Below are 21,845 nucleotides of genomic sequence, written 5' to 3' on the forward strand. Positions count from 1 at the left end.
TTTTACAAAAGAAAAATTAGTTAATTACTTTTTCTTCAGCTTGTGCAGCTTGGTCTGCTTGGATAGCCGTTAGAGCTACTGTGTAAACGATATCGTCTACTAGAGCGCCACGAGACAAGTCATTTACTGGCTTGCGCATACCTTGAAGCATTGGACCGATAGATACTAGATCTGCTGAACGCTGTACAGCTTTGTAAGTCGTGTTACCCGTGTTTAAGTCTGGGAATACGAATACTGTCGCTTTACCTGCAACTGGAGAGTTAGGCGCTTTAGAAGCGGCTACGTTTTCCATGATTGCTGCATCGTACTGTAGAGGACCGTCGATCACTAGATCAGGACGCTTCTCTTGAGCAAGTTTCGTTGCTTCACGTACTTTATCTACGTCTGCACCCTTACCAGATTCACCAGTAGAGTAAGAGATCATAGCAACGCGTGGGTCGATACCGAATGCCGCAGCAGAATCTGCAGATTGGATAGCGATTTCAGCAAGCTGTTCAGCTGTTGGATCTGGGTTGATCGCACAGTCACCGTATACAAGAACTTGATCAGGCAGAAGCATGAAGAAGATTGAAGATACGATAGAAGCATCAGGAGCAGTCTTGATGATCTGGAACGGAGGAACGATTGTGTTCGCCGTTGTGTGAACAGCACCAGAAACTAGGCCATCAACTTCGCCAGCTTCAAGCATCATAGTACCTAGGAATACTGAATCTTCTAGCTTCTCACGAGCAACAACTTCAGTCATACCTTTAGCGCCACGAAGTTCTACTAGACGAGCTACGTAGTTTTCGCGAACTGATGCAGAATCGATGATCTCAACGCCAGCGCCAAGCTCAACACCTTGCTGTGCTGCAACGCGACGGATTTCTTCAGGGTTACCTAGAAGTACACACGTTGCGATACCGCGCTCAGCACAGATAGCCGCAGCTTTAACTGTACGTGGCTCATCACCTTCAGGAAGAACGATGCGCTTAGCCGCTTTACGAGCAAATTCAGTTAGCTGGTAACGGAATGCTGGTGGGCTTAGACGACGGATGCCTTGAGTACCTTCAGATAGAGAATCAATCCAAGGGCCATCAATGTGGCTTGCAACGTGATCGTTAACGAACTCGATACGCTCTTTATCGTCTGCAGGCACTTCTAGGTTGAAGCTCTGTAGGTTTAGAGACGTCTGCCAAGTGTTACCTTGAGCTTTGAAGATCGGTAGACCTGAAGCGAATGCTGGTGCACAAAGGTTAGCAATGCTTTCTGGAATGTCGTAACCGCCAGTCAGTAGGATTGCGCCAATCTCAACACCGTTTTTCGCAGCAAGAGCCGCAGCAACGATAACGTCAGGACGGTCTGCAGAAGTTACTAGCAGTGAACCTGGCTTAAAGTGCTCAATCATGTGCGGTAGAGAACGTGCACAGAAAGTGATGCTTTTAATACGACGAGTCGCGATTTCACCTTCGTTGATGATTTCAGCGTTAAGGTGCTTAGCCATATCAACCGCACGAGTTGCGATTAGGTCGATGCTCCATGGCACGCAGCCAAGAACACGGATAGGGCTAGAGTTGAAGATTTGCATTACTTCAAGGTTCGCTTGCTGAGCGCTGTCTGCATCATCAAAGATTTCAGATAGGTCAGGGCGAGTACGGCCAGCTTCATCAACAGGAGCGTTAAGCTTGTTGATGATTACGCCTTTGATGTTCTTGTTCTTAGTACCGCCGAAGTTAGAACATGCTACTTCGATACGCTCTTTAAGTTGCGTAGGGTTGTCAGTACCAGGAGTCGCAACGAATACGATCTCCGCGCCAAGTGTTTTTGCGATTTCCGCGTTCACTTGGTTAGCAAATGGGTGCTTACGAGTAGGTACTAGACCTTCGATTAGCGTAACTTCTGCGTCTTTGTTGATCTTGTTGTATTGCTCAACAACAGACTCAAGAAGCTCGTCCATTTTTTCGCTACCGATCAAAGCTTCAGCTTTAGTCATTGCGATTGGCTCACCAATCTTAATGTCGCTGTTTGCGCTGATGATAGTAGACGTTAGATCTGGTTGGTTACCACCGCTGCGAGGCTGAGCGATTGGCTTGTAGAAAGAAACACTTACGCCCTTACGCTCCATAGCGCGAAGAACACCCATGCTAACACTAGTAAGACCAACACCAGCGCTTGTAGGGATAAGCATAATAGTACGTGACATTGACGAACACCTTTGACTATTGGAAATAAAAAAAGCTCAACTGCTATTCCCACCGATATTTAAATTGGGGTAGGAATAGAAGTTGAGCCCCATTTTCTTGATATGAAAAACTGACTAGCTTCGAATGAAGCTAGTCAGGAAAATCAATTAAAGACCTGCTAGTTTCGCAGTGTCTTCAGCAATTACTAGCTCTTCGTTAGTAGAGATAACCATTGCAGGGATACGGCTGTTAGCTGTAGTGATAGTACCTTCGCCGCCGAAACGAGCTTTAAGGTTAGCTTCACCGTCAACTTCGATACCGAAGATGCCTAGGCGGTTAAGAACCATTTCACGGATTGGGCCTGAGTTCTCGCCGATGCCGCCAGTGAAAGTGATTGCGTCTAGACGACCTTCTAGAGTTGCAGTGTAACCAGCTACGTACTTAGCTAGACGGTGACAGAACACGTCCATTGCACGAGTTGCTTCTTCTTTCTCACCGTAGTTGTCTTCAACGAAACGACAGTCAGAAGTCACTTCAGTTAGACCAGCAAGACCAGACTCTTTAGTTAGCATGTTGTTGATTTCTTCAACAGAGTAACCAAGTGCGTCGTGTAGGTGGAAGATGATTGCAGGGTCTAGGTCACCACAACGAGTACCCATTACAAGACCTTCAAGAGGAGTAAGACCCATAGAAGTGTCTACAGATTTACCGTTCTTGATTGCACATACAGAAGCGCCGTTACCTAGGTGACAGTTGATGATGTTAACTTCTTCAACTGGCTTGTTTAGTAGGCCTGCAACTTCACGAGTGATGAATAGGTGAGAAGTACCGTGCATGCCGTAACGACGGATGCCGTGCTCTTTGTACAGGTTGTACGGTAGAGCGTATAGGTAAGACTCAGAAGGCATTGTTTGGTGGAACGCAGTGTCAAAAACAGCAACGTTTTGTAGACCAGGGAAGTTCTGTTGAGCCGCTTCGATACCGATAAGGTGAGCAGGGTTGTGAAGAGGCGCGAAAGTCGCAGCGTCTTGAATACCCTTAAGAACTTCATCAGTGATAAGTGCAGAAGAAGTGAACTGCTCGCCACCGTGTACGATACGGTGACCGATAGCGCCAAGGTTAGCTTTAAGCTCAGGCTTAGAAGCAAGAATAGTTTCTACCATGAAAGATAGTGCTTCTACGTGAGCTGCGCCCGCGCCTAGTTGTGCTTCATGCTTGCCATCAAGTTTCCACTTCATACGAGCTTCTGGAAGACCTAGACACTCAGCAAGACCAGTTAGGTGCTCTGCACCTGTTTCTGCATCAACAACAGCGAATTTAAGAGAAGAACTACCACAGTTTAAAACTAAAACTAGCTTAGACATTAATGACTACCTGTTTATTTTTCTGATCGAAATCAGTTAAGGATGAAAATTAATCTCAAGAATAGTCGAAGCACATAGGCTTGCGTACTAACCTTGGTCAAAAAAACGTTAATTTCCGTATAAAGTGAAAGCGCTCTTTATCAAAAAGAGGCTTGTGCATTCCTTGCAGAAGTCTTCTCAAAGTTGCTTAAATTGTAAATAAGGGCAACAATGAGATTGAGGTCTGCAAATAATAGCGATATTGTGCAAATATAACAAAAAAATTTGAAAGAATATTATTTTTCGTCAAATTTTTGTGTTTTTAGTTGATGATTTCAACTTTTTTTTAATGGGAGACTCATATGAGCAATAGAGTTGGTTTAGCTAGTAGTTTAAAAGATGGCCAAAAGTACATGGATCTCTGGCCCGTCCGAAAAGAGTTAAACGCGATCTTCCCAGAACAACGCATTATTAAAGCGACCCGTTTTGGCGTGAAAGTGATGCCTGCGATTGCCGCTATCAGTGTTCTTACACAAATGGTCTTTAATAATTACCAAGCGATGCCACAGGCTGTGGTTATGGCTTTGTTTGCGATCAGCTTGCCGCTACAAGGTATGTGGTGGTTGGGCAATCGCTCAAATACACAACTTCCGCCGGCGCTAGTATCGTGGTACCGCGAACTGCATGAAAAGATCACTGAAACGGGTTTTGCGTTAGAGCCTATGAAGCCGCGCCCTCGCTATAAAGAATTGGCAATCATTTTAAATCGTGCCTTTCGTCAGTTAGATAAATCCTCAATGGAGCGTTGGTTCTAAAGAATCCCAGCTCTCCCTCTTGTCTGAGAACAACTATTCATCTTCTATAGCTTGTTCTCAGATTTGCTCCTCTTTTTGTTACCTCGCTTACTTTCCGTTTAGCTTACCTGTCCTTATTCACTTGGTTTCTTACCTTCCTCCGAAGTCAATATAACCTTTCTCACATAACTCGAGCCTTGTTGCATTTTTGTTAAATATCACTTCAAGTTATCAATGGTTACTGGTAATAATGTCAATAGTGATTTTGATGTTGTTCTCTTTGAGCGAGTAATGACGGGTAGAGCTTGATTCAGGGAGCGATAATGAGTTCTGTAAGAAAGGTATTGGCAGCGGTTTTAAGTTGCTTGATGTTGCTATGGACTGGCAATGCAATGGCAAACGTTGCCAAAGTGTCGGTTTCACAAGTTGTTGACCATCCAGATCTGAATGCGACACGTTTAGGGCTTCTTGAAGGATTGAGAGCCAATGGTTATGAACCCGGTAAGAACTTAGAATTCTCCTATGAAATGGCGAATGGTAACCCGGCTCAGGCAGCCAAGATTGCCAGAGAGCTCGTCAGTGAAAATCCACATGTACTTGTTGGTATCGCGACACCGACTTCACAAGCCTTAGTGTCGGCGACTCGCTCGATTCCTATCGTGTTTACCGCGGTTACGGATCCTATCGGCGCTAGGCTCGTTAAACAATTAGAAAAGCCGGGGCGTAATGTCACGGGGCTTTCTGACTTATCTCCGATCACTCAGCATGTGTCATTAATCAAAGAACTGCTCCCTGAAGCTAATTCAATCGGTGTAGTTTACAACCCAGCAGAAGCAAATGCCGTTGCGTTAGTTGGGTTATTGAGAAAGGCAACTCGAGATTTCGGTTATACACTTCACACCGAAAAAGCGCTGACTGTTGACGATGTCGAAGCAAAAGCAGAATCCATTGCTAAGAAGTCCGATGTTATCTATGCCTTGACCGATAATACGGTTGCAAGCGGCATGGAGGGTCTTATCAAAGCGGCTAACCATGCAGATACGCCAGTCGTCGCAGGCGCCACATCTTATGTCGGAAAGGGAGCGATTGCTGGTTTAGGTCTAGATTATTATGATGTTGGGGTTCAGACCGCGGATTATGTCGCAGCCATTCTGGAAGGACAGAAGCCCGGGAAGTTGAGTGTCAAAACTGCGCAGAGTTCTCAGCTGGTGGTCAACCTAGATGCTGCTCGTGAGCTTGGCGTGACAGTGCCTCAGTCTGTGATTGATCGTGCAATCGTTAGCCGGTGAATTGAGTTTGGTGTTAGGTGAACTAATAGGTCATAAGTCATATTATTAACAGCATAGGAATGGGCTCAGATAAACAGAACTAACCTGCTCTATATGTTCGCGCTTCTCTATTTTATTCATTTGTAAGCGGTTATTTTACCGTTAGGTGCGTTGTTAATATCAATTTACATTATTTTACGTCGAGCGAATTGCCGATTAATGTAATAATATTAATGGGGCAAATGAAAATAGCTGAACGCTAAGAGCACACTATATGAAAGTAAATAGGCACTTTAGCCTTACCTTTGTCTTCGGGTTTCCCGCAGTGATCGCCGCGATGTTACTTGGCCTAATAGGAAAGAATCATTTTGACGCGGTAGAAAAAGATATCAGTAGTGAGTTTCATCGTATTGAAGATGTGTTCAAAAGAACCACAAAAGTGGCGACAGCCCTAGACTACAGCTTCTCCAACTACTACAAATCTGGAAACCCTCTCTTTCTCGATCACAACAAACAAGTTGTGGATGGGCTTTGCCAAATCTGGCCTATTGATGTATTACTCCTCGCAGATGGTAAAACTTCAGACATTCCCTCTGTCGATATCGACTATATGCTAATCGGTCAAGAGTCTCTTTGTTCTGAAAGTAGTGATAGTTATAAGAGCGCGTCAGAAAAAATAGCGTTAGCTCCTATTCTTTCATTTTTATCCCAGCTTGATGAATACCATGACGGCGTGCACTTTATTGATACGAGCGGCTATGTGATCTCTTCACCAGAAGATTTTGCCAAAGGGCTGAGCAAAGAGCTGCTCTCGACTATAAAGAGTCGTCCTTACTGGCAGAAAACAGCCAACAACCCTGACCAACTCACCCTTTCAGGCCCTGGTTATCGTTTTGATTCCCTTGACCGTATAATTAGTATGACGATCCCTGTATTCCATAAAGGCGTTCACCAAGGGATGCTGTCGGTGGATATTAATGCTGACAAGCTGCTCGCAAACTCGAATGAGCATCTTGCAGGTCGGATCGATATCATTGATACCACTTTAGCGACTCCGGTAGATTCTGCGGCGTTTTATCACGAGATCAAACTGGATGGTGTCTCGTCTCACCATGCGATGTATTACAAATTAGACATCGCGAAAGAGGTTGAGCACTTTTTCGTCTACGAGAAAGACAGCCTTATTGTTGCCATCATTGTGTATCTGTTCTCAGTAACCATCTTCTTCTACGTCAATTCCAATATTGAACGTGGTTACTTCAAAGATCTCGCAGCCAAAGACCCTATGACAGGGTTATTGAATCGTCGTGGCTTAGAAGCGTTCTGGCGCAGTGTAGAGCACGATCAACTGTTTGCATTAACCGTCTTCGATATTGATGATTTTAAGTCAATTAACGACACCTACGGCCACGATAAGGGGGATGATGTGATTCGTTATATGTCGCGTCAGATCAGCAACAGTATTCGAAGCAGTGACGTTGCAGCACGGTTTGGCGGTGAAGAGTTTGTCGTTTATATGAAAGGCGAAGATCGTGAAACTTTGATGAGAACATTAGAGCGAGTGAAGAATGCGATTTGTTCCACTTCAGCCGACATTATTCCAAATGGATTTACGGTTTCTGGCGGTGTCTGCATTGTTGAAACTGAGCAAAGTAAACTTAACTTCGATGAGATATTTAAGTACGCCGATGAAAAGCTGTACGTGGCTAAGACGACGGGCAAAGACCGTCTTAAATTTTAACCACGTTATTGAATCGATGCTTTGTATGAAAATGAAAATGAAAGAGGGAAGAGCGAACGTGTCTACCAAGCAAAGCTTATTTGCACCGGTAAACACGTTTGTAGCGTTGGGTATTTAACCCTAAACATAATCTTAAACAGGTTGGCGGCGTTCTTCTTGATAACGCTGAAGGCGTTCTACAATCGGTGGCGCCTTTTTGAAAGTACGAATTTCTTTAAACAGTTCGTTCGCTTCAGGGTAGCCTTTACTTAGATAAACAAACCACTGCTTCACTCTATTGGGGTAGTACATGCCTTTGTCCCCTTTAATTTGAAACTCTGAATAGCGCAGCAAAAGTTCAATGACTTTATCCCACGGCATTTTCTGGTGGTTGTGCTTAACGACGTTACCAAGGTTTGGAATATTGAAAGCACCACGGCAGACCATTAATGAATCGACGCCTGTTGCTTCTATGCAATATTGACCATCTTGATAGTTCCAGATCTCCCCATTAGCAATCAACGGCAGAGATGTTTTTTCTCTTATTTGATTGATGAAGTCCCATTTGATTTCGCTGGCTTTATAGCCGCCAACTTTGGTTCTTGCATGCACGGTGAGTTCGTCAGCTTTGGCTTGTTCGATGGCATCGACGATTTCAAAGCACTCTTCCGGATGCTCCCAACCTAATCGAATCTTTGCGGACACAGGAATGTGTGCCGGTACCGCTTCTCGACAGGCGTTCACCACTTGATAGATGAGCTCTGGCTCTTTTAGCAATGAAGCGCCACCATTACTTTTGTTGACCGCTTTTGCTGGGCAACCAAAATTAAGATCGATCCCTTTCGCGCCTAAGCTAGCAGCTTGAAAAGCATTCTCGGCCATCCAATTTGGGTGTTGCCCTAGAAGTTGGAGATGGATTGGCACACCAGCCATGGTCTGAGAGCCTTGATGTAGCTCAGGGCAAATACGGTGGAACACATGCGGGGGAAGAAGTTGATCTACGACGCGCACAAACTCTGTCACACAGAGATCGTAATCATTAATCTCTGTGAGAATTTCACGCATTAGGTGGTCTAGAACACCCTCCATAGGGCCAAGTATTACGCGCATGTTGCTTTACCAAAACTGAATGAACCGAAAAATTCGAGGCGTGATTGTACGGTGTGCTTACAGAATTGTCACTATGAGTGTGGTGCATGTCTTAATGATGGTTTCGTCTCTTAATAGCGACATCTTTGGGAGGATGGCGTTATAATATCGAAAATGCCCAATATCCAGAGCTTTCATGACATATCAATTATTAAGCCTACCAGAATCAATCACTGACATTACTCCGCAGTTTATGGAAGGTGCAATCCTTGCCTCTAACTTAGCGACCAAACCACTCGATCCAGAAGAGTGGCTGGTTATCGTTGCGCCTGAAGCGGGTAAAGAGCTGGTAACAACGGTGACAGAACAGATTAATCGCCAGCACAACCTGATTCAGCGTAATGAATACCTATTAACAGACGTACTGGCTGAAGGTGACTTTAACGAACAGTTCGCTGATTTTTCTGAAGGCTTCATGATGGTTTGGCCAACAGTGGAAGAGCAGTGGCAGAGCGTGACAGTCGCGGATGGTACTCTGCGCATGTTGCAAGCGCTCTTAACCACCTTGATGCTTGCGATTGATGAAGAGCAAACTCAACAACAAATGATCGCTGCAGGGCTTACTAACCCACCATCGCTTGCCGATTTAGTGGGTCAAGTCGATCTGATGATCTCAGAAGTGGCAATGGCAGCGGATGAAGCTATGTTGGGCAATAAGTCCCAGAGCGTGAACCCGTTTAAAGACATCGGTCGAAACGACCTTTGCCCTTGTGAAAGCGGCAAGAAGTTTAAACAATGCTGCGGTAAAAGCAGCTAATCACGGCTTGTTGAGCAACTTAGTTTGTGTGAATAACAGACTCTCTTAATATGTTCAAAAGCTTAAGTAATAAAAAAGTCGACCTCGTGGTCGACTTTTTTGTTGTCCAAGTGTCAACGGCTTACTGTTAGTCGTTTTTCGACTTCACAAATTGAGAAATAACCACAATACCGAAAGCAACCAAGTTACCTGCAAAGATAATTACTAGCCACTGAGGCATAGAAAGATCGAAGAACTGCCACACAACCTTGCTGCAATCGCCGTAAGCCTCAAACATCCACGGAGCCCATTGGTTTAAAGGCGCCCAGCTAGGGAAGGTTACGAATAAGTCGCAGGTTGCGAAAGGGGACGGATTGAACTGGTAATCGACGTGCTCTAAAGCAAGCATCAAACCTTTGTATGCGCCAAATCCCCAGCTAGCAAGGCCTAACCAGCGTGATATTGGGTTATTCGGGGCAATCGCACCAATCATGGCGGCAACACCGATAGCGAGCATAGCAACGCGCTCATAGATACACATCACGCAAGGACCAAGCATCATCACGTGTTGGAAGAAGAGAGCGCACGCTTCAAAAAAGACAATAAAAGCCAGCAGTAAAAGCCAAGATAAACGTCCCTTAGAGAAGTCTTTGATTATTGCTAAAAAGTTCACGAATTGAATCCTGTCTATAAAATAAAAAAGCCCTGATTACTCAGAGCTTTTTATCTTGGATAAGTTTCCTAATCAACTAATATTTTTGATTAGTTAGTTATAGTTATTGTGGTTTGCGACACAATGTTTAGCTTAATGACCACCAGAGATAACTGGAGCAACGACTTCACCAGTGCGTTGAATGATCCAACCTGCATCATAGAACCATGCTGTCATTGGCTCTACGAAGAACACAATGCCTGCTAGGCCAACCAGTGCCAATACGATGGTGTATGGCAACGCCATGATAACCATGCGACCGTAAGACAATCTAATTAACGGAGCAAGTGCTGATGTTAATAGGAATAGGAATGCAGCCTGGCCGTTTGGCGTTGCAACAGAAGGTAGGTTAGTACCAGTGTTGATAGCAACAGCAAGTAGGTCGAACTGATCACGAGTGATGATGCCTTCAACCAGTGCAGTTTTCACTTCGTTAATGTAAACCGTACCGACGAACACGTTATCTGAAACCATCGATAAAATACCGTTGGCAATATAGAAGAGTGCGAGCTGTGCGCCTTTATCTTCAACGTGAAGTACTGCATCGATGACTGGCTTAAATAGAGCTTGGTCGATGATCACAGCAACAACAGCGAAGAAAACGGCAAGAAGTGCAGTAAATGGCAGCGCTTCTTCAAAGGCTTTACCCATAGAGTGTTCTTCAATAACACCCGTAAATGCTGTAGCTAAGATGATCACAGACAGGCCAATCAAACCTACTTCAGCAACGTGAAGTGCAAGGCCGACGATAAGCCAAACTGCGATTGCACTTTGAACCCATAGTTTTGCTACGTCTTGCTTTGTGCGGTTTGCACGTTCTTTGTTGTCAAACTCAACTAAGATTTGGCGAACATTCATTGGTAGTTGAGCACCGTAACCAAACACTTTGAATTTCTCGACAAGTGCACAAGTTAAAATACCGCAGAAGAAAACAGGTAGTGTTACTGGCAGCATACGGATGATAAATTCACCGAACTCCCAACCTGCTTGCTTAGCAATTACCAAGTTTTGTGGTTCACCTACCATGGTCATTACACCACCCAGTGCTGTACCCACACCAGCGTGCATTAGCAGTGAACGTAGGAAAGCACGGTAGTTTTCTAGGTCATCACGAGTTAGCTCTGAGATCTCTTCATCATGAGTATGATCGTGCGAAGACGTTGTGCCCTTGCCTGATGCAACCTTGTGGTAGATAGAGTAGAAGCCGACCGCAACGCTAATAACTACGGCGATTACTGTTAGTGCATCTAGGAATGCTGATAAGAAAGCGGCAGCAACACAGAAGGCAACGGAGAGTAAAATTTTAGATTGGATGCCAAGCAAGATCTTCGTGAAAATGAACAAAAGCAGTTCTTTCATGAAGTAAATGCCAGCAACCATGAATACGAGCAAGAGTAATACAGGAAGGTTTGCTTGCAGCTCGTGATAAACCATTTCTGGTTTGGTCATGCCAATGGCGACTGCTTGAATAGCTAATAGACCACCCGGTTGAAGTGGGTAGCATTTGAGAGCCATAGCTAGAGTGAAAATAAACTCAACCACCAATAGCCAGCCCGCAACAAATGGGTCAACTAGGAAGAAAACAAACGGGTTGATGATTAAAAAGGAAATGATGGCAAGTTTATACCAATCAGGAGCTTTACCAAGGAAGTTCTTGATAAAAGCGTTTCCGAGAGACATCGGCATGTTAATACTCTTTTATGTTGATTATGAATAGACAAGCAATACAACATTTTGAGAATCGAGCTATAGAAATTGTTAAAAACTATGACTAACAGTGACTTAGAAAAACTACATTCCATGTAATGTTCTGTGGTCTTGCCAAGTCACTCCCTTAGAAACTCAAGCACTGCTTATTTTTGAGCGCAACTTTACTCTTAGATAACATTTAGTCAACAGGAAAAGCCCTGTAGCCCTAAAAATACCTCTTTTTTGTTGAGAAACGCGATCAAAGTAGCGCAAGCATACCACTTAAAATGTGATAAAAACCGACTAGAATCAATATTTCAGCGAAATGATTGAAAATTACAGAATAACGACGGCTTATATATGATTATTACAACTTAATATTGCAAATTAATAGCTTTAAAAATATGACCAATACCATTGATTTTAAAGAAAAATTGTTGTGTTAACGGTTTGTTTAAATGGTGGTTTAGAGTCGCTTGCTTTACAAACCTGAGGTGCAAACGTGTGCTGAACTTTAGAGTTATAACTCTAACGGTGTTTAGGGTGAGTAAAATTTTTGAGGGTGTTTCCGCTAGGTGTGAACTAGTGGTATGATGAGTAAATTAGAACAGAATAATTAAATTGGATTGAAGTGTAGATGGTCATTAAGGCGAAGAGCCCGGCAGGATTTGCAGAGAAGTATATCATTGAAAGTATTTGGAATGGCCGTTTCCCTCCAGGTTCTATCTTGCCCGCAGAGCGTGAGCTTTCTGAGCTGATTGGTGTTACACGTACTACGCTTCGTGAAGTACTACAACGTCTTGCTCGTGATGGTTGGTTGACAATCCAACATGGCAAACCAACTAAAGTTAACCAGTTTATGGAAACCTCAGGTCTTCATATCCTTGATACGCTAATGACGTTGGACGTTGATAACGCAAGCAAAATGGTAGAAGACCTGCTTGCTGCTCGTACTAATATCAGCCCGATCTTTATGCGTTATGCATTCAAAGCAAACAAAGAAGCTTCAGAGCGTACTATCAGTAACGTGATTGAATCTTGTGAAGCGCTACTTGCGGCACCAACTTGGGATGAGTTCCTAGAATCGTCGCCATACGCTGACAAGATCAAACAAGCGGTAAAAGAAGATTCAGAAAAAGATGAAGCGAAACGTCAGACGATCTTAATCGCGAAGACTTTCAACTTCTATGATTACATGCTTTTCCAACGTTTGGCATTCCACTCAGGCAACCAGATTTACGGCCTGATCTTTAACGGTGTGCGTAAACTTTATGACCGTATCGGTAGCTACTACTTCTCTAACCCAGAAGCACGACGTTTAGCGATGGACTTTTATAAAGAGTTGTTCATTATCTGTGAAAGTGGCGAGCGCGAAACTTTGCCATTAGTGATTCGTAACTACGGTATCGCAAGTGCACAAGTTTGGAATGAAATGAAAACGACATTGCCGACGAACTTCACTGAAGACGACAGCTAAGCCATAGGTTTACTATTGTTGTTCCTGTTTAGTCAGTGACGTAAAGAAAACGAAAAAGCGGCGAGATAATTCAATTATCTCGCCGCTTTTTATTTATCTGTCGTTACTAGAAAATTATCAGTGGGTCAGTTACTTACCTATGACGAGTAATTTATCTATGTGTAGCAACTTAAAATTTATCTAGGAGTAGTAACTTAACCCGTAAACTCTTCTGAGTCTGGACGGTTGGTAAATTGCACACCGTTTAGAAAATCGCAAAGTAGTTGGTCTTCACACACTTTGTAGTTTTTGTTTTCTGGCTTGCGGAAGTAAGCGCCGATTTCGTACTTGCTCAAGCTAATGCCAACCACTTCTAGTACGTCCAAAACATCTTCTGCTTTCATGTTCAATGCGATACGAAGCTTCATGAAGATCATGTTGTTCGTCAGTGCAACTTCAGGTTTAGGTTGCTCGCCTTCTTTTTTGCCACGCTTAAGGTTGATGAAACCATTTAGGAATACCGCTAACTCTTTATCTTTCATCTTAGAGCATGACTTGTCGTTGTCATCTTTTAGCCAGTTAATCACTTGGTCATGAGCAACAGTCACATCAGCTTGTTCGATAGCTTTGATGATTTGTGCATTTTTAAGGTTTAGTGCGTGTTGAATACGACGCAAGATTTCGTTGTTAGTCACTGGGGATTCCTAAAAAGGGTTTTAGAGTAAAGAGGTGTTGGTTTAGCCTATTTTTGTCGACGAACCAATTTCTACTCTACATAGCATAGTTGACGGCGACTCTAACAGAGAACGCTAATTTTCGGTAGATATAAAAAATCCCCAATGCTGATTAACTCTTTCAAGTCAAAAAAGCATTAGGGATTTAGTGATGGGTGCTTGTTATCTGACTGGAGTCAGAATTACATTACACGCATACCAGGTTGAGCACCTTCGTGTGGCTCAAGGATCCATAGGTCGCTGCCGCCAGGGCCCGCTGCTAGGATCATGCCTTCAGACATACCAAACTTCATCTTACGAGGTTTTAGGTTTGCTACCATTACAGTTAGCTTGCCTTCTAGCTCTTCAGGTTTGTATGCTGATTTGATACCAGAGAATACTTGGCGAGTCTCACCACCGATGTCTAGTTGGAACTTCAGTAGTTTGTTCGCTTTTGGTACTTCTTCACAAGAGATGATACGAGCGATACGCATGTCTACTGCTGCAAAGGCATCGAACTCAATCTCGTCTGCGATTGGCTCTTTGTCTAGCTCAGTTTGGCTTGCTTGCTCTTTTTCAGCTTCTGCTTTTTCTTTCGCTGCTGCTTCAGCGGCTGCATCTTCTTTAGAAGACTCAACCATTGCTTCCACTTTCTTAGGGTCAATGCGGTTGAATAGCGCTTTGAACTTAGTGATCTCGTGATCAGTTAGCGGAGTAGCAATCGCTTCCCACGTTAGCTCTTCGTTTAGGAAAGCTTCAGTGCGAGCTGCAAGCTCTGGCATCACTGGTTTCAGGTAAGCCATCAGTACGCGGAATAGGTTAATACCTACAGAAGAAACTTGTTGAAGCTCAGCTTCTTTGCCTTCTTCTTTTGCAAGAACCCAAGGTGCTTTTTCGTCGATGTACTGGTTAGCTTTATCCGCTAGTGCAGTGATTTCACGGATAGCACGGCTGAATTCACGAGTTTCGTATAGCTCACCGATACGCTCAGCAGCAGCAACGAATTCGTTGTATAGCTCAGGCTCTGCAAATTCAGCAGCTAGCTTGCCTTCAAAACGCTTAGTAATGAAGCCAGCGTTACGAGAAGCTAGGTTAACAATCTTGTTTACTACGTCAGCGTTTACACGTTGAGTGAAGTCTTCAAGGTTAAGATCTAAGTCATCGATGCGGCTGTTTAGTTTCGCAGCGTAGTAGTAACGTAGACACTCAGGGTCTAGGTGGTTTAGGTACGTGCTTGCTTTGATGAATGTGCCTTTCGACTTAGACATCTTCGCACCGTTCACTGTTACGTAGCCGTGTACGAATACGTTGTTTGGCTTACGGAAACCTGCGCCGTCTAGCATTGCTGGCCAGAATAGGCTGTGGAAGTAAACAATGTCTTTACCGATGAAGTGGTAAAGCTCAGTTGTGCTGTCTTTCTTCCAGTATTCATCGAAGTTTAGATCGTCACGTTTGTCACATAGGTTCTTGAAAGAAGCCATGTAGCCAACAGGTGCGTCTAGCCATACGTAGAAGAACTTGTCTTTTTCGCCTGGGATTTCAAAGCCGAAGTAAGGTGCATCACGTGAGATATCCCACTGTTGCAGACCAGACTCAAACCATTCCTGCATTTTGTTTGCAGTTTCATTCTGTAGAGAGCCAGAACGAGTCCACTCTTTAAGCATGCTTTCGAACTGAGGTAGGTCGAAGAAGAAGTGCTCAGAGTCTTTCATTACTGGAGTTGCGCCAGAAACCGCTGATTTAGGGTTAATTAGCTCAGTTGGGCTGTATGTCTCACCACAGTTATCACAGTTATCACCATACTGGTCTTCTGACTTACACTTAGGGCAAGTACCTTTTACGAAGCGGTCTGGTAGGAACATCTCTTTCTCAGGATCGAAAAGCTGAGAAATAGTGCGGCTAGAAATGAAGCCGTTCTTTTTAAGTTCTAAGTAGATGTGAGAAGCCAGTTCACGGTTCTCTTCGCTGTGTGTGCTGTGGTAGTTATCAAAGCTGATATCAAAGCCAGCGAAGTCTTTTTGGTGCTCTTCACTAACAGCAGCGATCATCTCTTCTGGCGTGATACCCATCTGTTGAGCTTTAAGCATAATTGGCGTGCCGTGAGCATCGTCAGCACAGATGAAGTTTACAGTGTTGCCACGTAGACGCTGGTATCGAACCCAGATATCAGCTTGGATATGCTCAAGCATATGGCCAAGGTGAATAGAGCCGTTAGCGTACGGAAGCGCACAAGTTACCAAAAGTTGTCTTGGATCAGTTGCCATACTTAATAATTCGCTTTTTTGATAGGTATAAATTTGAGAGGTAATACTACTTTATAACGTGTGATACGCCAAGGTATCAGACTAAGGATTCCCCTAGTTTTTTAGGGGTTCAGTCTTCATCTCGTGGGTGATAGCATAAATAAAAAAAGGAGTCCCAATGCGTAACTTTACTTCTAAGCAAGATTTCTGTTCATGGTTGAATGAGTTCGAGTCACCAATCCTCATCCCAGAGTGGGCGCTACACCAAAATATTGTATCGGTTGATCCGCGTGGATCATTTGTTATCACCTTACCTTTTGCCGCTAATCAGCTTGCGGTTGAATTGGAACAGTGGATTCACTCTCAGATTGAACAACAGCTTGTTAGCGCTTTTCAGTTTGAAGTGAAGGTGAAGCCGTCTGCGTTAGAAACCACGGTTGCGACACCATTGAAGGGGGTGAAGAACATCATCGCCGTGACATCTGCAAAGGGTGGGGTGGGTAAATCGACCACTTCAGTCAACCTTGCTTTGGCTTTATCTAAGTCTGGTTCAAAAGTGGGTTTGTTGGATGCGGATATCTATGGTCCTTCTGTACCTATGATGCTTGGCCAATTAGATGCGAAACCAGAAGTCCAGAATAACAAGTGGATGATGCCAATCGAAGCGCACGGTATTTTCACTCACTCTATCGGTTATCTTGTGTCGAAAGATGACGCTGCGATTTGGCGCGGTCCAATGGCGGCCAAGGCTTTAGGTCAGCTTGTTAACGAAACCGTATGGCCAGAGTTGGATTATCTAGTTATTGATATGCCACCGGGCACGGGCGATATTCAGCTGACGTTATCGCAACAGATCCCAGTGACCGGGGCTGTAGTGGTGACCACTCCTCAAGATTTGGCGCTAGCGGATGCACGTAAAGGCGTAGCGATGTTTGATAAGGTGAGTGTGCCAGTCGCAGGCTTAGTTGAAAACATGAGCTATCATATTTGTAGTCACTGTGGTGAGAAAGAGCATATCTTTGGTGTTGGTGGTGCCGAAGCTATGTCAGAAGAGTTTTACCTCGATATTTTGGCACAGATCCCTCTTCATATTGATGTGCGAGAAGATATCGATGCAGGTTGCCCGACGGTGATTCGTCGTCCAGATAGTGAACATACACGTCACTACTTAGAGCTTGCAGAGAATGTGGCTGCGAAGATGTTCTGGACCGGCAAGGCGAGACCAGAAGCGATTAACTTCTCTATGGTTGAATAACGAATCTATGGTTGAATAGCGCAAGTTAATCACAAAGTCGTTTAAATATAGTTTGGATTAGATAAACAGCGGTGGATTTAAGTCAATATCCATTGGGCTTGTGCAAATAGTTGTAGGCAAGTTATTTGAAAGCAAACGATTGCATTCATTAAATGCATTGATATCATCAATTTGACTGCAATTAGCTAAAATGGCGACTAGAATCTATGTGCTTTAGCCCCTATAATCAGGCGGTTTATCTCTTCCCACCACCAAACCATATCGGGTGCAAAATTAATGTCTGATAATAATCAATGTGTCATCGTAGGTATCGCTGGCGCTTCAGCTTCAGGAAAAAGTCTGATTGCTAGTACAATTTATAATGAATTGCGCGAAAAAGTAGGCGACCATCAAATTGGTGTTATCACGGAAGATTGCTATTACAGCGACCAAAGCCACTTGAGTATGGAAGAGCGTGTTAAAACTAACTACGATCACCCAAATGCACTAGATCATGATCTTTTATGTGAACATCTACAGCAGCTAATGAGTGGCAACGCCGTAGAAGTTCCTGAATACAGCTACACAGAGCACACACGTACTTCTGAAACGACTACACTTACTCCAAAGAAAGTGATCATTTTAGAGGGTATTCTGCTTCTAACAGACCCGCGTCTTCGTAAACTAATGCACGCAAGTGTGTTTATGGATACACCATTAGACATCTGTCTATTACGCCGTGTTAAGCGTGATGTAGAAGAGCGTGGTCGTACAATGGACACTGTACTTAAGCAATACCAAGAAACAGTACGTCCAATGTTCATGCAGTTTATCGAGCCTTCAAAACAACATGCAGACATCATCGTTCCTCGTGGTGGTAAAAACCGTATTGCGATTGATGTGCTAAAAGCGCACATTGCGAAGTTGTTGAAGTCTTAATCGAATAAAATTTTGCCTAAGTGACTCACTTAGCTTTATTTTTTACCGAATCAGTGGCACTTTTATAGTGCCACTTTCTTTTGGAATCTAAGCAAGGAATATGCGGATGAAGAAACTACTCATTTTCATAGCTGTACCAGTGTTTGTTGTCGTTGCAGCAATTCTGGCACTAGTGCTGTTAGTGAATCCCAACCAATTTAAGCCATTAATTGTCGAACAAGCCCAAAAACACACAGGCCTAGAGCTAGTGATCGAGGGTGATATCAGCTGGCAATTCTTCCCATCCATTGGCTTTGAACTTGGTCAAACTGAATTACGCAACCCTGAAGGTTTTACGCAACCTAACCTATTTAAGGTTGATACCGTTGGCGTTGTCGTTTCGGTTACTCCGCTATTTAGCAACCAACTAGAGATCGGCAACATTACTCTAGATGGTGCAGAATTCTATTTAGAAACGCTTAAAGATGGTCGCAAGAACATTGATGCACTAACGCAAGCGTCAGCGCCTCAAGAATCTGAGCCTGCAGCAGGCACAAGTTCTGAATCAGCGCCTGCCCCTCAAGAGCAAACTACCACAGACGCATCGGGTTGGACGATCAACCTTGCAGGCGTAACTGTATCAAACGCATTGTTTGAAATGGACGACAAGCAAGCGGGTTCATTCACTAAGCTATACGATGTGTCTTTGAATCTTTCTGAGTTTGCCGTTGATACATGGACAACCGCGACATTTGCGGCTTCTGGTGAGAACAATCAACAGAAGTTCTCTGCACAAGGCAGTGCAGAATTCAAATTAGCTGAAGGCTTTGCAAGTTACGCACTTCGTAATATCGACTTAAACGCTAAGTTCAATGATCCAGCGACGTCGATTGAGTCAGCAAAAATTGGCTTGAATACGTTTGAGTTCGATAAGGTAAACCAACTGACTTACGCTGTAATCGGTAATGCAGCTGGCCTTGACCTTGATCTTAAAGGTGGCGGTGAACTTACTGTTGATAGCGCGATTTCAAAAGTAACGCTGAACAAGTTAACGTTAGACTCAACATTCAAAGGCAACACGCTTCCTCAGTCTCCAATGAAAGTCGACATGCTGTCTGACTTAAGCTTCGATCTTAACAAGAGCCACCTGAGCTTTGTGTTAGAGAAGCTTCAAGCTAACGCTATTGCATTAGACGGTAAAGCAGACGTAACCCTATCTGAAATACCAAAGGTTCGTTTCTCTCTTCATAGCCCGAATATTGATTTGGACGAGTTCCTAGGCTTAGGCAATACAACAGAAACCGCGAGCACAGCGCCTTCTGGTTCTGCTGGTGGCTCAACGTCAAACTCTGGTAGTTCAGCTCCTGCTAAAGAAGTGGAACCTGATCTGTCGGCTCTGAAAACGTTAGACGTGAAAGGTGACATCACGATTGATAAGTTCAAGGCGAACAACGCGAAGATGCAGAATGTTAAAACCGCATTTTCGGTTAACCGTGGTATCGCAGAGCTAACCTCATTCACCTCGAATCTTTACCAAGGTTCTATTTCTGCTACTGCAAAGTTAGACGCTCGTAAAACACCAGCGACTTACACGGCTAAGAAGAAAATCAAAGGCGTGAAAGTACAACCGTTACTGGTTGATGTTGCAGATAACGATATGCTGGAAGGTACCGGTAATATTGATGTCAACGTGAAAGGTAAGAGTCTAACTCCGACGGGTATCAAGAAAAACCTAGTCGGTACTATCGCGATTAACTTTGAAGATGGTGCAGTTAACGGCATCAACGTAGCTCAACTGATTCGAGAAAACTACGCTAAGATCAAGGGCGAGAAAGTTGAAAGCACAAATGAAGCTCAAAAAACGGACTTCAGTGCAATGAAAGCGACGCTGAAAGTGGATAAAGGTTGGGTTTCAACTAACGACTTATCAGCACAGTCGCCACTGTTACGTGTGACAGGTCAAGGTAAAGCAAACTTCATCAATGAAACGGTCGACTTCCTTGTGCGTACATCAATTGTGGGTTCACTTGAAGGTCAGGGCGGTAAGAGCATCGACGACCTGAAAGATGTGACTATCCCAATTAAGGTAACAGGTCAGTGGGCAGCCCCGAAATTTGCACTTGTTTTTGATGATGTATTGAAACAGAAAGCACAGAAAGAAATTGATCGTGGTTTAGAAAAGTTAGACGAAAAGTACGGTGACAAGATCAAAGATGAGAAAACAAGAGACGCAGTAAACGGTCTACTAAAAGGTTTGTTTAACTAGTCTTCATCTCATTTAAAAATGAACAAAGCGCCACTCCTGTTGTAGGAATGGCGCTTTTTATTTTTGGCTCGATAATACTCAAGAGAGATTCCCTATGACACTCGTCCCTCGCTCTAGGGAATGACGATAGGCCGTCGTCCTTTGTTCAAGAGCGTAACGGCCTAGTGGTCGTCATCCTCGAGAGGGAAGAATGACCGAGTCGGGGATCTCTGGTTGAAGGTGATTACCAGTCAACGCCTTGTAGCGCTTTAACACCAGATTCAAAAGCGTGTTTCACATTGCGAACTTCAGATACTGTATCTGCTATCTCAGTAAGAGTACGGTGCGCGCCACGACCTGTAATGATGACAGACTGCATCTTCGGGCGGTTATTCAACGCCTCAACCACTTCATCGAGTTCGATGTAACCGTAGCTAACCATGTAAGTCAGTTCATCAAACAGAATCACATCGATCGACTCATCAGCCAGCATGCGTTGGCACTCTTTCCATACACGCTGCGCAGCTTCAATATCTTGCGCTTTGTTCTGAGTTTCCCAAGTAAAGCCTGTGCCCATGACTTGGAACTCGACATCAAGCTTTTGCAGAACGTTTTTTTCGCCGTTATCCCAGGTACCTTTAACAAACTGAGCAACGGCGCATTTCTTACCATGACCAACTGCACGTGTAATCGTACCAAAACCGGATGTTGATTTACCTTTACCGTTACCCGTGATGACCAGCAATAGGCCTTTTACTTCTTGTGCTGCAGCGACACGTGCATCGACTTGTTCTTTTACTTTCTGTTGTCTTGCTTTGTGGCGTTGTTCTTTGTTGTCTTCAGTCGACATAACAAATCCTTTTAAGTTGTGATTGCGTCTATCATAGCCTAACTTAACGATAGCAAAAACCATCGGAAGAACAGGTGATTAGGGATGAAAAAGATACTCGTAGTTTGTATGGGGAATATTTGCCGCTCGCCAACAGGTGAAGCGGTGCTAAGGAAGAAAGCGCAACAGCTGGATATTGATGTTGTGGTCGACTCTGCGGGGACGATTGGTTTTCATCAAGGCAACCCGCCAGACTCGCGATCCAAATCTGCAGGAGAGAAGCGAGGCTACAGCTTTAAGGGGATTACTTCTCGTAAAGTGGTTGATAATGACTTCGAAGAATTTGACCTGATACTCGCGGCAGATAGAGCCAATTTAGACGACTTAATGAGCCAGTGTCCAGCTCACTTCCAATACAAGCTTGCGTTATTTTTAAGCTTTGGAGAGTCACAATATCAAGAGATCCCCGATCCGTATTATGGTGAGGGAAATGGTTTTGAATTGGTGTTGGATTTAATCGAAGAGTCTAGCGAAGCGATACTGCGTTCGATGTAGTGTAGGAACAATGTACGTCGTTTTGTTATCAGCGTAAGGGCTGACCGATAGGTATAAAAAAGGTTCATCGCGGATTAGC

At 44.0% G+C, this 21,845-nt stretch carries 17 protein-coding genes; 9 read left to right on the forward strand and 8 right to left on the reverse strand.

Translation table 11 applies throughout. The annotated features are described in order from the left end of the window. Positions 1-16 precede the first annotated feature (16 nt). Positions 17-2,182, reverse strand: a complete 2,166-nt coding sequence (gene pta / locus AB4274_RS01265) for a phosphate acetyltransferase (protein ID WP_048659731.1) — start codon at positions 2,180-2,182, stop codon at positions 17-19. Between the two features lie 147 nt (positions 2,183-2,329). After that, positions 2,330-3,526, reverse strand: a complete 1,197-nt coding sequence (locus AB4274_RS01270) for an acetate kinase (protein ID WP_017062169.1) — start codon at positions 3,524-3,526, stop codon at positions 2,330-2,332. 341 nt (positions 3,527-3,867) lie between these two features. Between AB4274_RS01270 and yfbV the strand changes: the two genes are divergently transcribed. From yfbV to AB4274_RS01285, 3 genes are all read left to right on the forward strand, one after another. Further along, positions 3,868-4,320, forward strand: a complete 453-nt coding sequence (gene yfbV / locus AB4274_RS01275) for a terminus macrodomain insulation protein YfbV (protein ID WP_017062168.1) — start codon at positions 3,868-3,870, stop codon at positions 4,318-4,320. A gap of 302 nt (positions 4,321-4,622) precedes the next feature. Continuing rightward, entirely contained in the window at positions 4,623-5,588 is a 966-nt protein-coding gene (locus AB4274_RS01280) for an ABC transporter substrate-binding protein (protein WP_372110627.1), read from the forward strand. A gap of 253 nt (positions 5,589-5,841) precedes the next feature. Further along, positions 5,842-7,308: a GGDEF domain-containing protein gene (locus AB4274_RS01285; protein ID WP_372110629.1), complete on the forward strand. Its 1,467-nt coding sequence runs from the start codon at positions 5,842-5,844 to the stop codon at positions 7,306-7,308. A gap of 132 nt (positions 7,309-7,440) precedes the next feature. Here AB4274_RS01285 and dusC read toward each other — a convergent pair whose 3' ends face one another. After that, positions 7,441-8,397, reverse strand: coding sequence for a tRNA dihydrouridine(16) synthase DusC (gene dusC, locus AB4274_RS01290; protein WP_372110631.1), 957 nt, complete (start codon positions 8,395-8,397; stop codon positions 7,441-7,443). A 175-nt stretch (positions 8,398-8,572) separates the two neighbouring features. On the opposite strand from dusC, the gene AB4274_RS01295 reads away from it, so the two are divergent. Beyond that, the gene (locus AB4274_RS01295) at positions 8,573-9,193 is read left to right on the forward strand and encodes a YecA family protein (protein ID WP_017062164.1); all 621 of its coding nucleotides are present in this window, start codon (positions 8,573-8,575) and stop codon (positions 9,191-9,193) included. Between the two features lie 127 nt (positions 9,194-9,320). Here AB4274_RS01295 and dsbB read toward each other — a convergent pair whose 3' ends face one another. Beyond that, positions 9,321-9,845, reverse strand: a complete 525-nt coding sequence (gene dsbB / locus AB4274_RS01300; RefSeq protein WP_372110634.1) for a disulfide bond formation protein DsbB — start codon at positions 9,843-9,845, stop codon at positions 9,321-9,323. A gap of 132 nt (positions 9,846-9,977) precedes the next feature. Next, positions 9,978-11,570: a Na(+)/H(+) antiporter NhaB gene (gene nhaB, locus AB4274_RS01305; protein WP_136973544.1), complete on the reverse strand. Its 1,593-nt coding sequence runs from the start codon at positions 11,568-11,570 to the stop codon at positions 9,978-9,980. A 640-nt stretch (positions 11,571-12,210) separates the two neighbouring features. On the opposite strand from nhaB, the gene fadR reads away from it, so the two are divergent. After that, positions 12,211-13,050 carry a fatty acid metabolism transcriptional regulator FadR gene (fadR, locus tag AB4274_RS01310; protein ID WP_017062161.1) on the forward strand — a complete coding sequence of 280 codons (840 nt, stop codon included), beginning with the start codon at positions 12,211-12,213 and terminating at the stop codon, positions 13,048-13,050. Positions 13,051-13,244: 194 nt separating this feature from the next. Here the strand turns inward: fadR and AB4274_RS01315 are convergent, their stop codons facing one another. Both AB4274_RS01315 and metG read right to left on the reverse strand, forming a co-directional pair. Beyond that, positions 13,245-13,724: a DUF1456 family protein gene (locus AB4274_RS01315; protein WP_016783812.1), complete on the reverse strand. Its 480-nt coding sequence runs from the start codon at positions 13,722-13,724 to the stop codon at positions 13,245-13,247. Between the two features lie 221 nt (positions 13,725-13,945). Next, on the reverse strand, positions 13,946-16,006 hold the full coding sequence (gene metG, locus AB4274_RS01320; RefSeq protein ID WP_017062160.1) for a methionine--tRNA ligase: 2,061 nt from the start codon (positions 16,004-16,006) through the stop codon (positions 13,946-13,948). Positions 16,007-16,163: 157 nt separating this feature from the next. Here metG and apbC point away from each other — a divergent pair, with 157 nt between their 5' ends. The 3 genes from apbC (at position 16,164) to AB4274_RS01335 (ending at position 20,403) form a co-directional block, all read left to right on the forward strand. Continuing rightward, positions 16,164-17,240, forward strand: a complete 1,077-nt coding sequence (gene apbC, locus AB4274_RS01325) for an iron-sulfur cluster carrier protein ApbC (protein WP_017063474.1) — start codon at positions 16,164-16,166, stop codon at positions 17,238-17,240. Positions 17,241-17,516: 276 nt separating this feature from the next. Further along, positions 17,517-18,158 carry a uridine kinase gene (gene udk, locus AB4274_RS01330; RefSeq protein WP_004734002.1) on the forward strand — a complete coding sequence of 214 codons (642 nt, stop codon included), beginning with the start codon at positions 17,517-17,519 and terminating at the stop codon, positions 18,156-18,158. 106 nt (positions 18,159-18,264) lie between these two features. Then, positions 18,265-20,403 (forward strand): AsmA family protein, encoded by a 2,139-nt coding sequence (locus AB4274_RS01335; protein WP_372110636.1) that lies wholly within the window; start codon positions 18,265-18,267, stop codon positions 20,401-20,403. 223 nt (positions 20,404-20,626) lie between these two features. Here the strand turns inward: AB4274_RS01335 and cobO are convergent, their stop codons facing one another. Then, entirely contained in the window at positions 20,627-21,232 is a 606-nt protein-coding gene (gene cobO, locus AB4274_RS01340; protein WP_017062158.1) for a cob(I)yrinic acid a,c-diamide adenosyltransferase, read from the reverse strand. Between the two features lie 84 nt (positions 21,233-21,316). Between cobO and AB4274_RS01345 the strand changes: the two genes are divergently transcribed. Beyond that, positions 21,317-21,766, forward strand: a complete 450-nt coding sequence (locus tag AB4274_RS01345) for a low molecular weight protein-tyrosine-phosphatase (RefSeq protein WP_029235137.1) — start codon at positions 21,317-21,319, stop codon at positions 21,764-21,766. The last annotated feature ends 79 nt before the right edge of the window (positions 21,767-21,845 follow it).

This window comes from Vibrio sp. 10N.261.55.A10, from assembly GCF_041470825.1.
Taxonomy (GTDB): domain Bacteria; phylum Pseudomonadota; class Gammaproteobacteria; order Enterobacterales; family Vibrionaceae; genus Vibrio; species Vibrio crassostreae_C.

What these genes read in the sequence shown, in the direction of transcription:
- AB4274_RS01280 (WP_372110627.1), top strand. Translation starts at nt 4,623, where the DNA reads ATGAGTTCTGTAAGAAAGGTATTGGCAGCGGTTTTAAGTTGCTTGATG.
- fadR (WP_017062161.1), top strand. Translation starts at nt 12,211, where the DNA reads ATGGTCATTAAGGCGAAGAGCCCGGCAGGATTTGCAGAGAAGTATATC.
- AB4274_RS01285 (WP_372110629.1), top strand. Translation starts at nt 5,842, where the DNA reads ATGAAAGTAAATAGGCACTTTAGCCTTACCTTTGTCTTCGGGTTTCCC.
- apbC (WP_017063474.1), top strand. Translation starts at nt 16,164, where the DNA reads ATGCGTAACTTTACTTCTAAGCAAGATTTCTGTTCATGGTTGAATGAG.
- AB4274_RS01345 (WP_029235137.1), top strand. Translation starts at nt 21,317, where the DNA reads ATGAAAAAGATACTCGTAGTTTGTATGGGGAATATTTGCCGCTCGCCA.
- AB4274_RS01335 (WP_372110636.1), top strand. Translation starts at nt 18,265, where the DNA reads ATGAAGAAACTACTCATTTTCATAGCTGTACCAGTGTTTGTTGTCGTT.
- udk (WP_004734002.1), top strand. Translation starts at nt 17,517, where the DNA reads ATGTCTGATAATAATCAATGTGTCATCGTAGGTATCGCTGGCGCTTCA.
- AB4274_RS01295 (WP_017062164.1), top strand. Translation starts at nt 8,573, where the DNA reads ATGACATATCAATTATTAAGCCTACCAGAATCAATCACTGACATTACT.
- dusC (WP_372110631.1), bottom strand. Translation starts at nt 8,397, where the DNA reads ATGCGCGTAATACTTGGCCCTATGGAGGGTGTTCTAGACCACCTAATG.
- metG (WP_017062160.1), bottom strand. Translation starts at nt 16,006, where the DNA reads ATGGCAACTGATCCAAGACAACTTTTGGTAACTTGTGCGCTTCCGTAC.
- nhaB (WP_136973544.1), bottom strand. Translation starts at nt 11,570, where the DNA reads ATGCCGATGTCTCTCGGAAACGCTTTTATCAAGAACTTCCTTGGTAAA.
- yfbV (WP_017062168.1), top strand. Translation starts at nt 3,868, where the DNA reads ATGAGCAATAGAGTTGGTTTAGCTAGTAGTTTAAAAGATGGCCAAAAG.
- AB4274_RS01270 (WP_017062169.1), bottom strand. Translation starts at nt 3,526, where the DNA reads ATGTCTAAGCTAGTTTTAGTTTTAAACTGTGGTAGTTCTTCTCTTAAA.
- pta (WP_048659731.1), bottom strand. Translation starts at nt 2,182, where the DNA reads ATGTCACGTACTATTATGCTTATCCCTACAAGCGCTGGTGTTGGTCTT.
- cobO (WP_017062158.1), bottom strand. Translation starts at nt 21,232, where the DNA reads ATGTCGACTGAAGACAACAAAGAACAACGCCACAAAGCAAGACAACAG.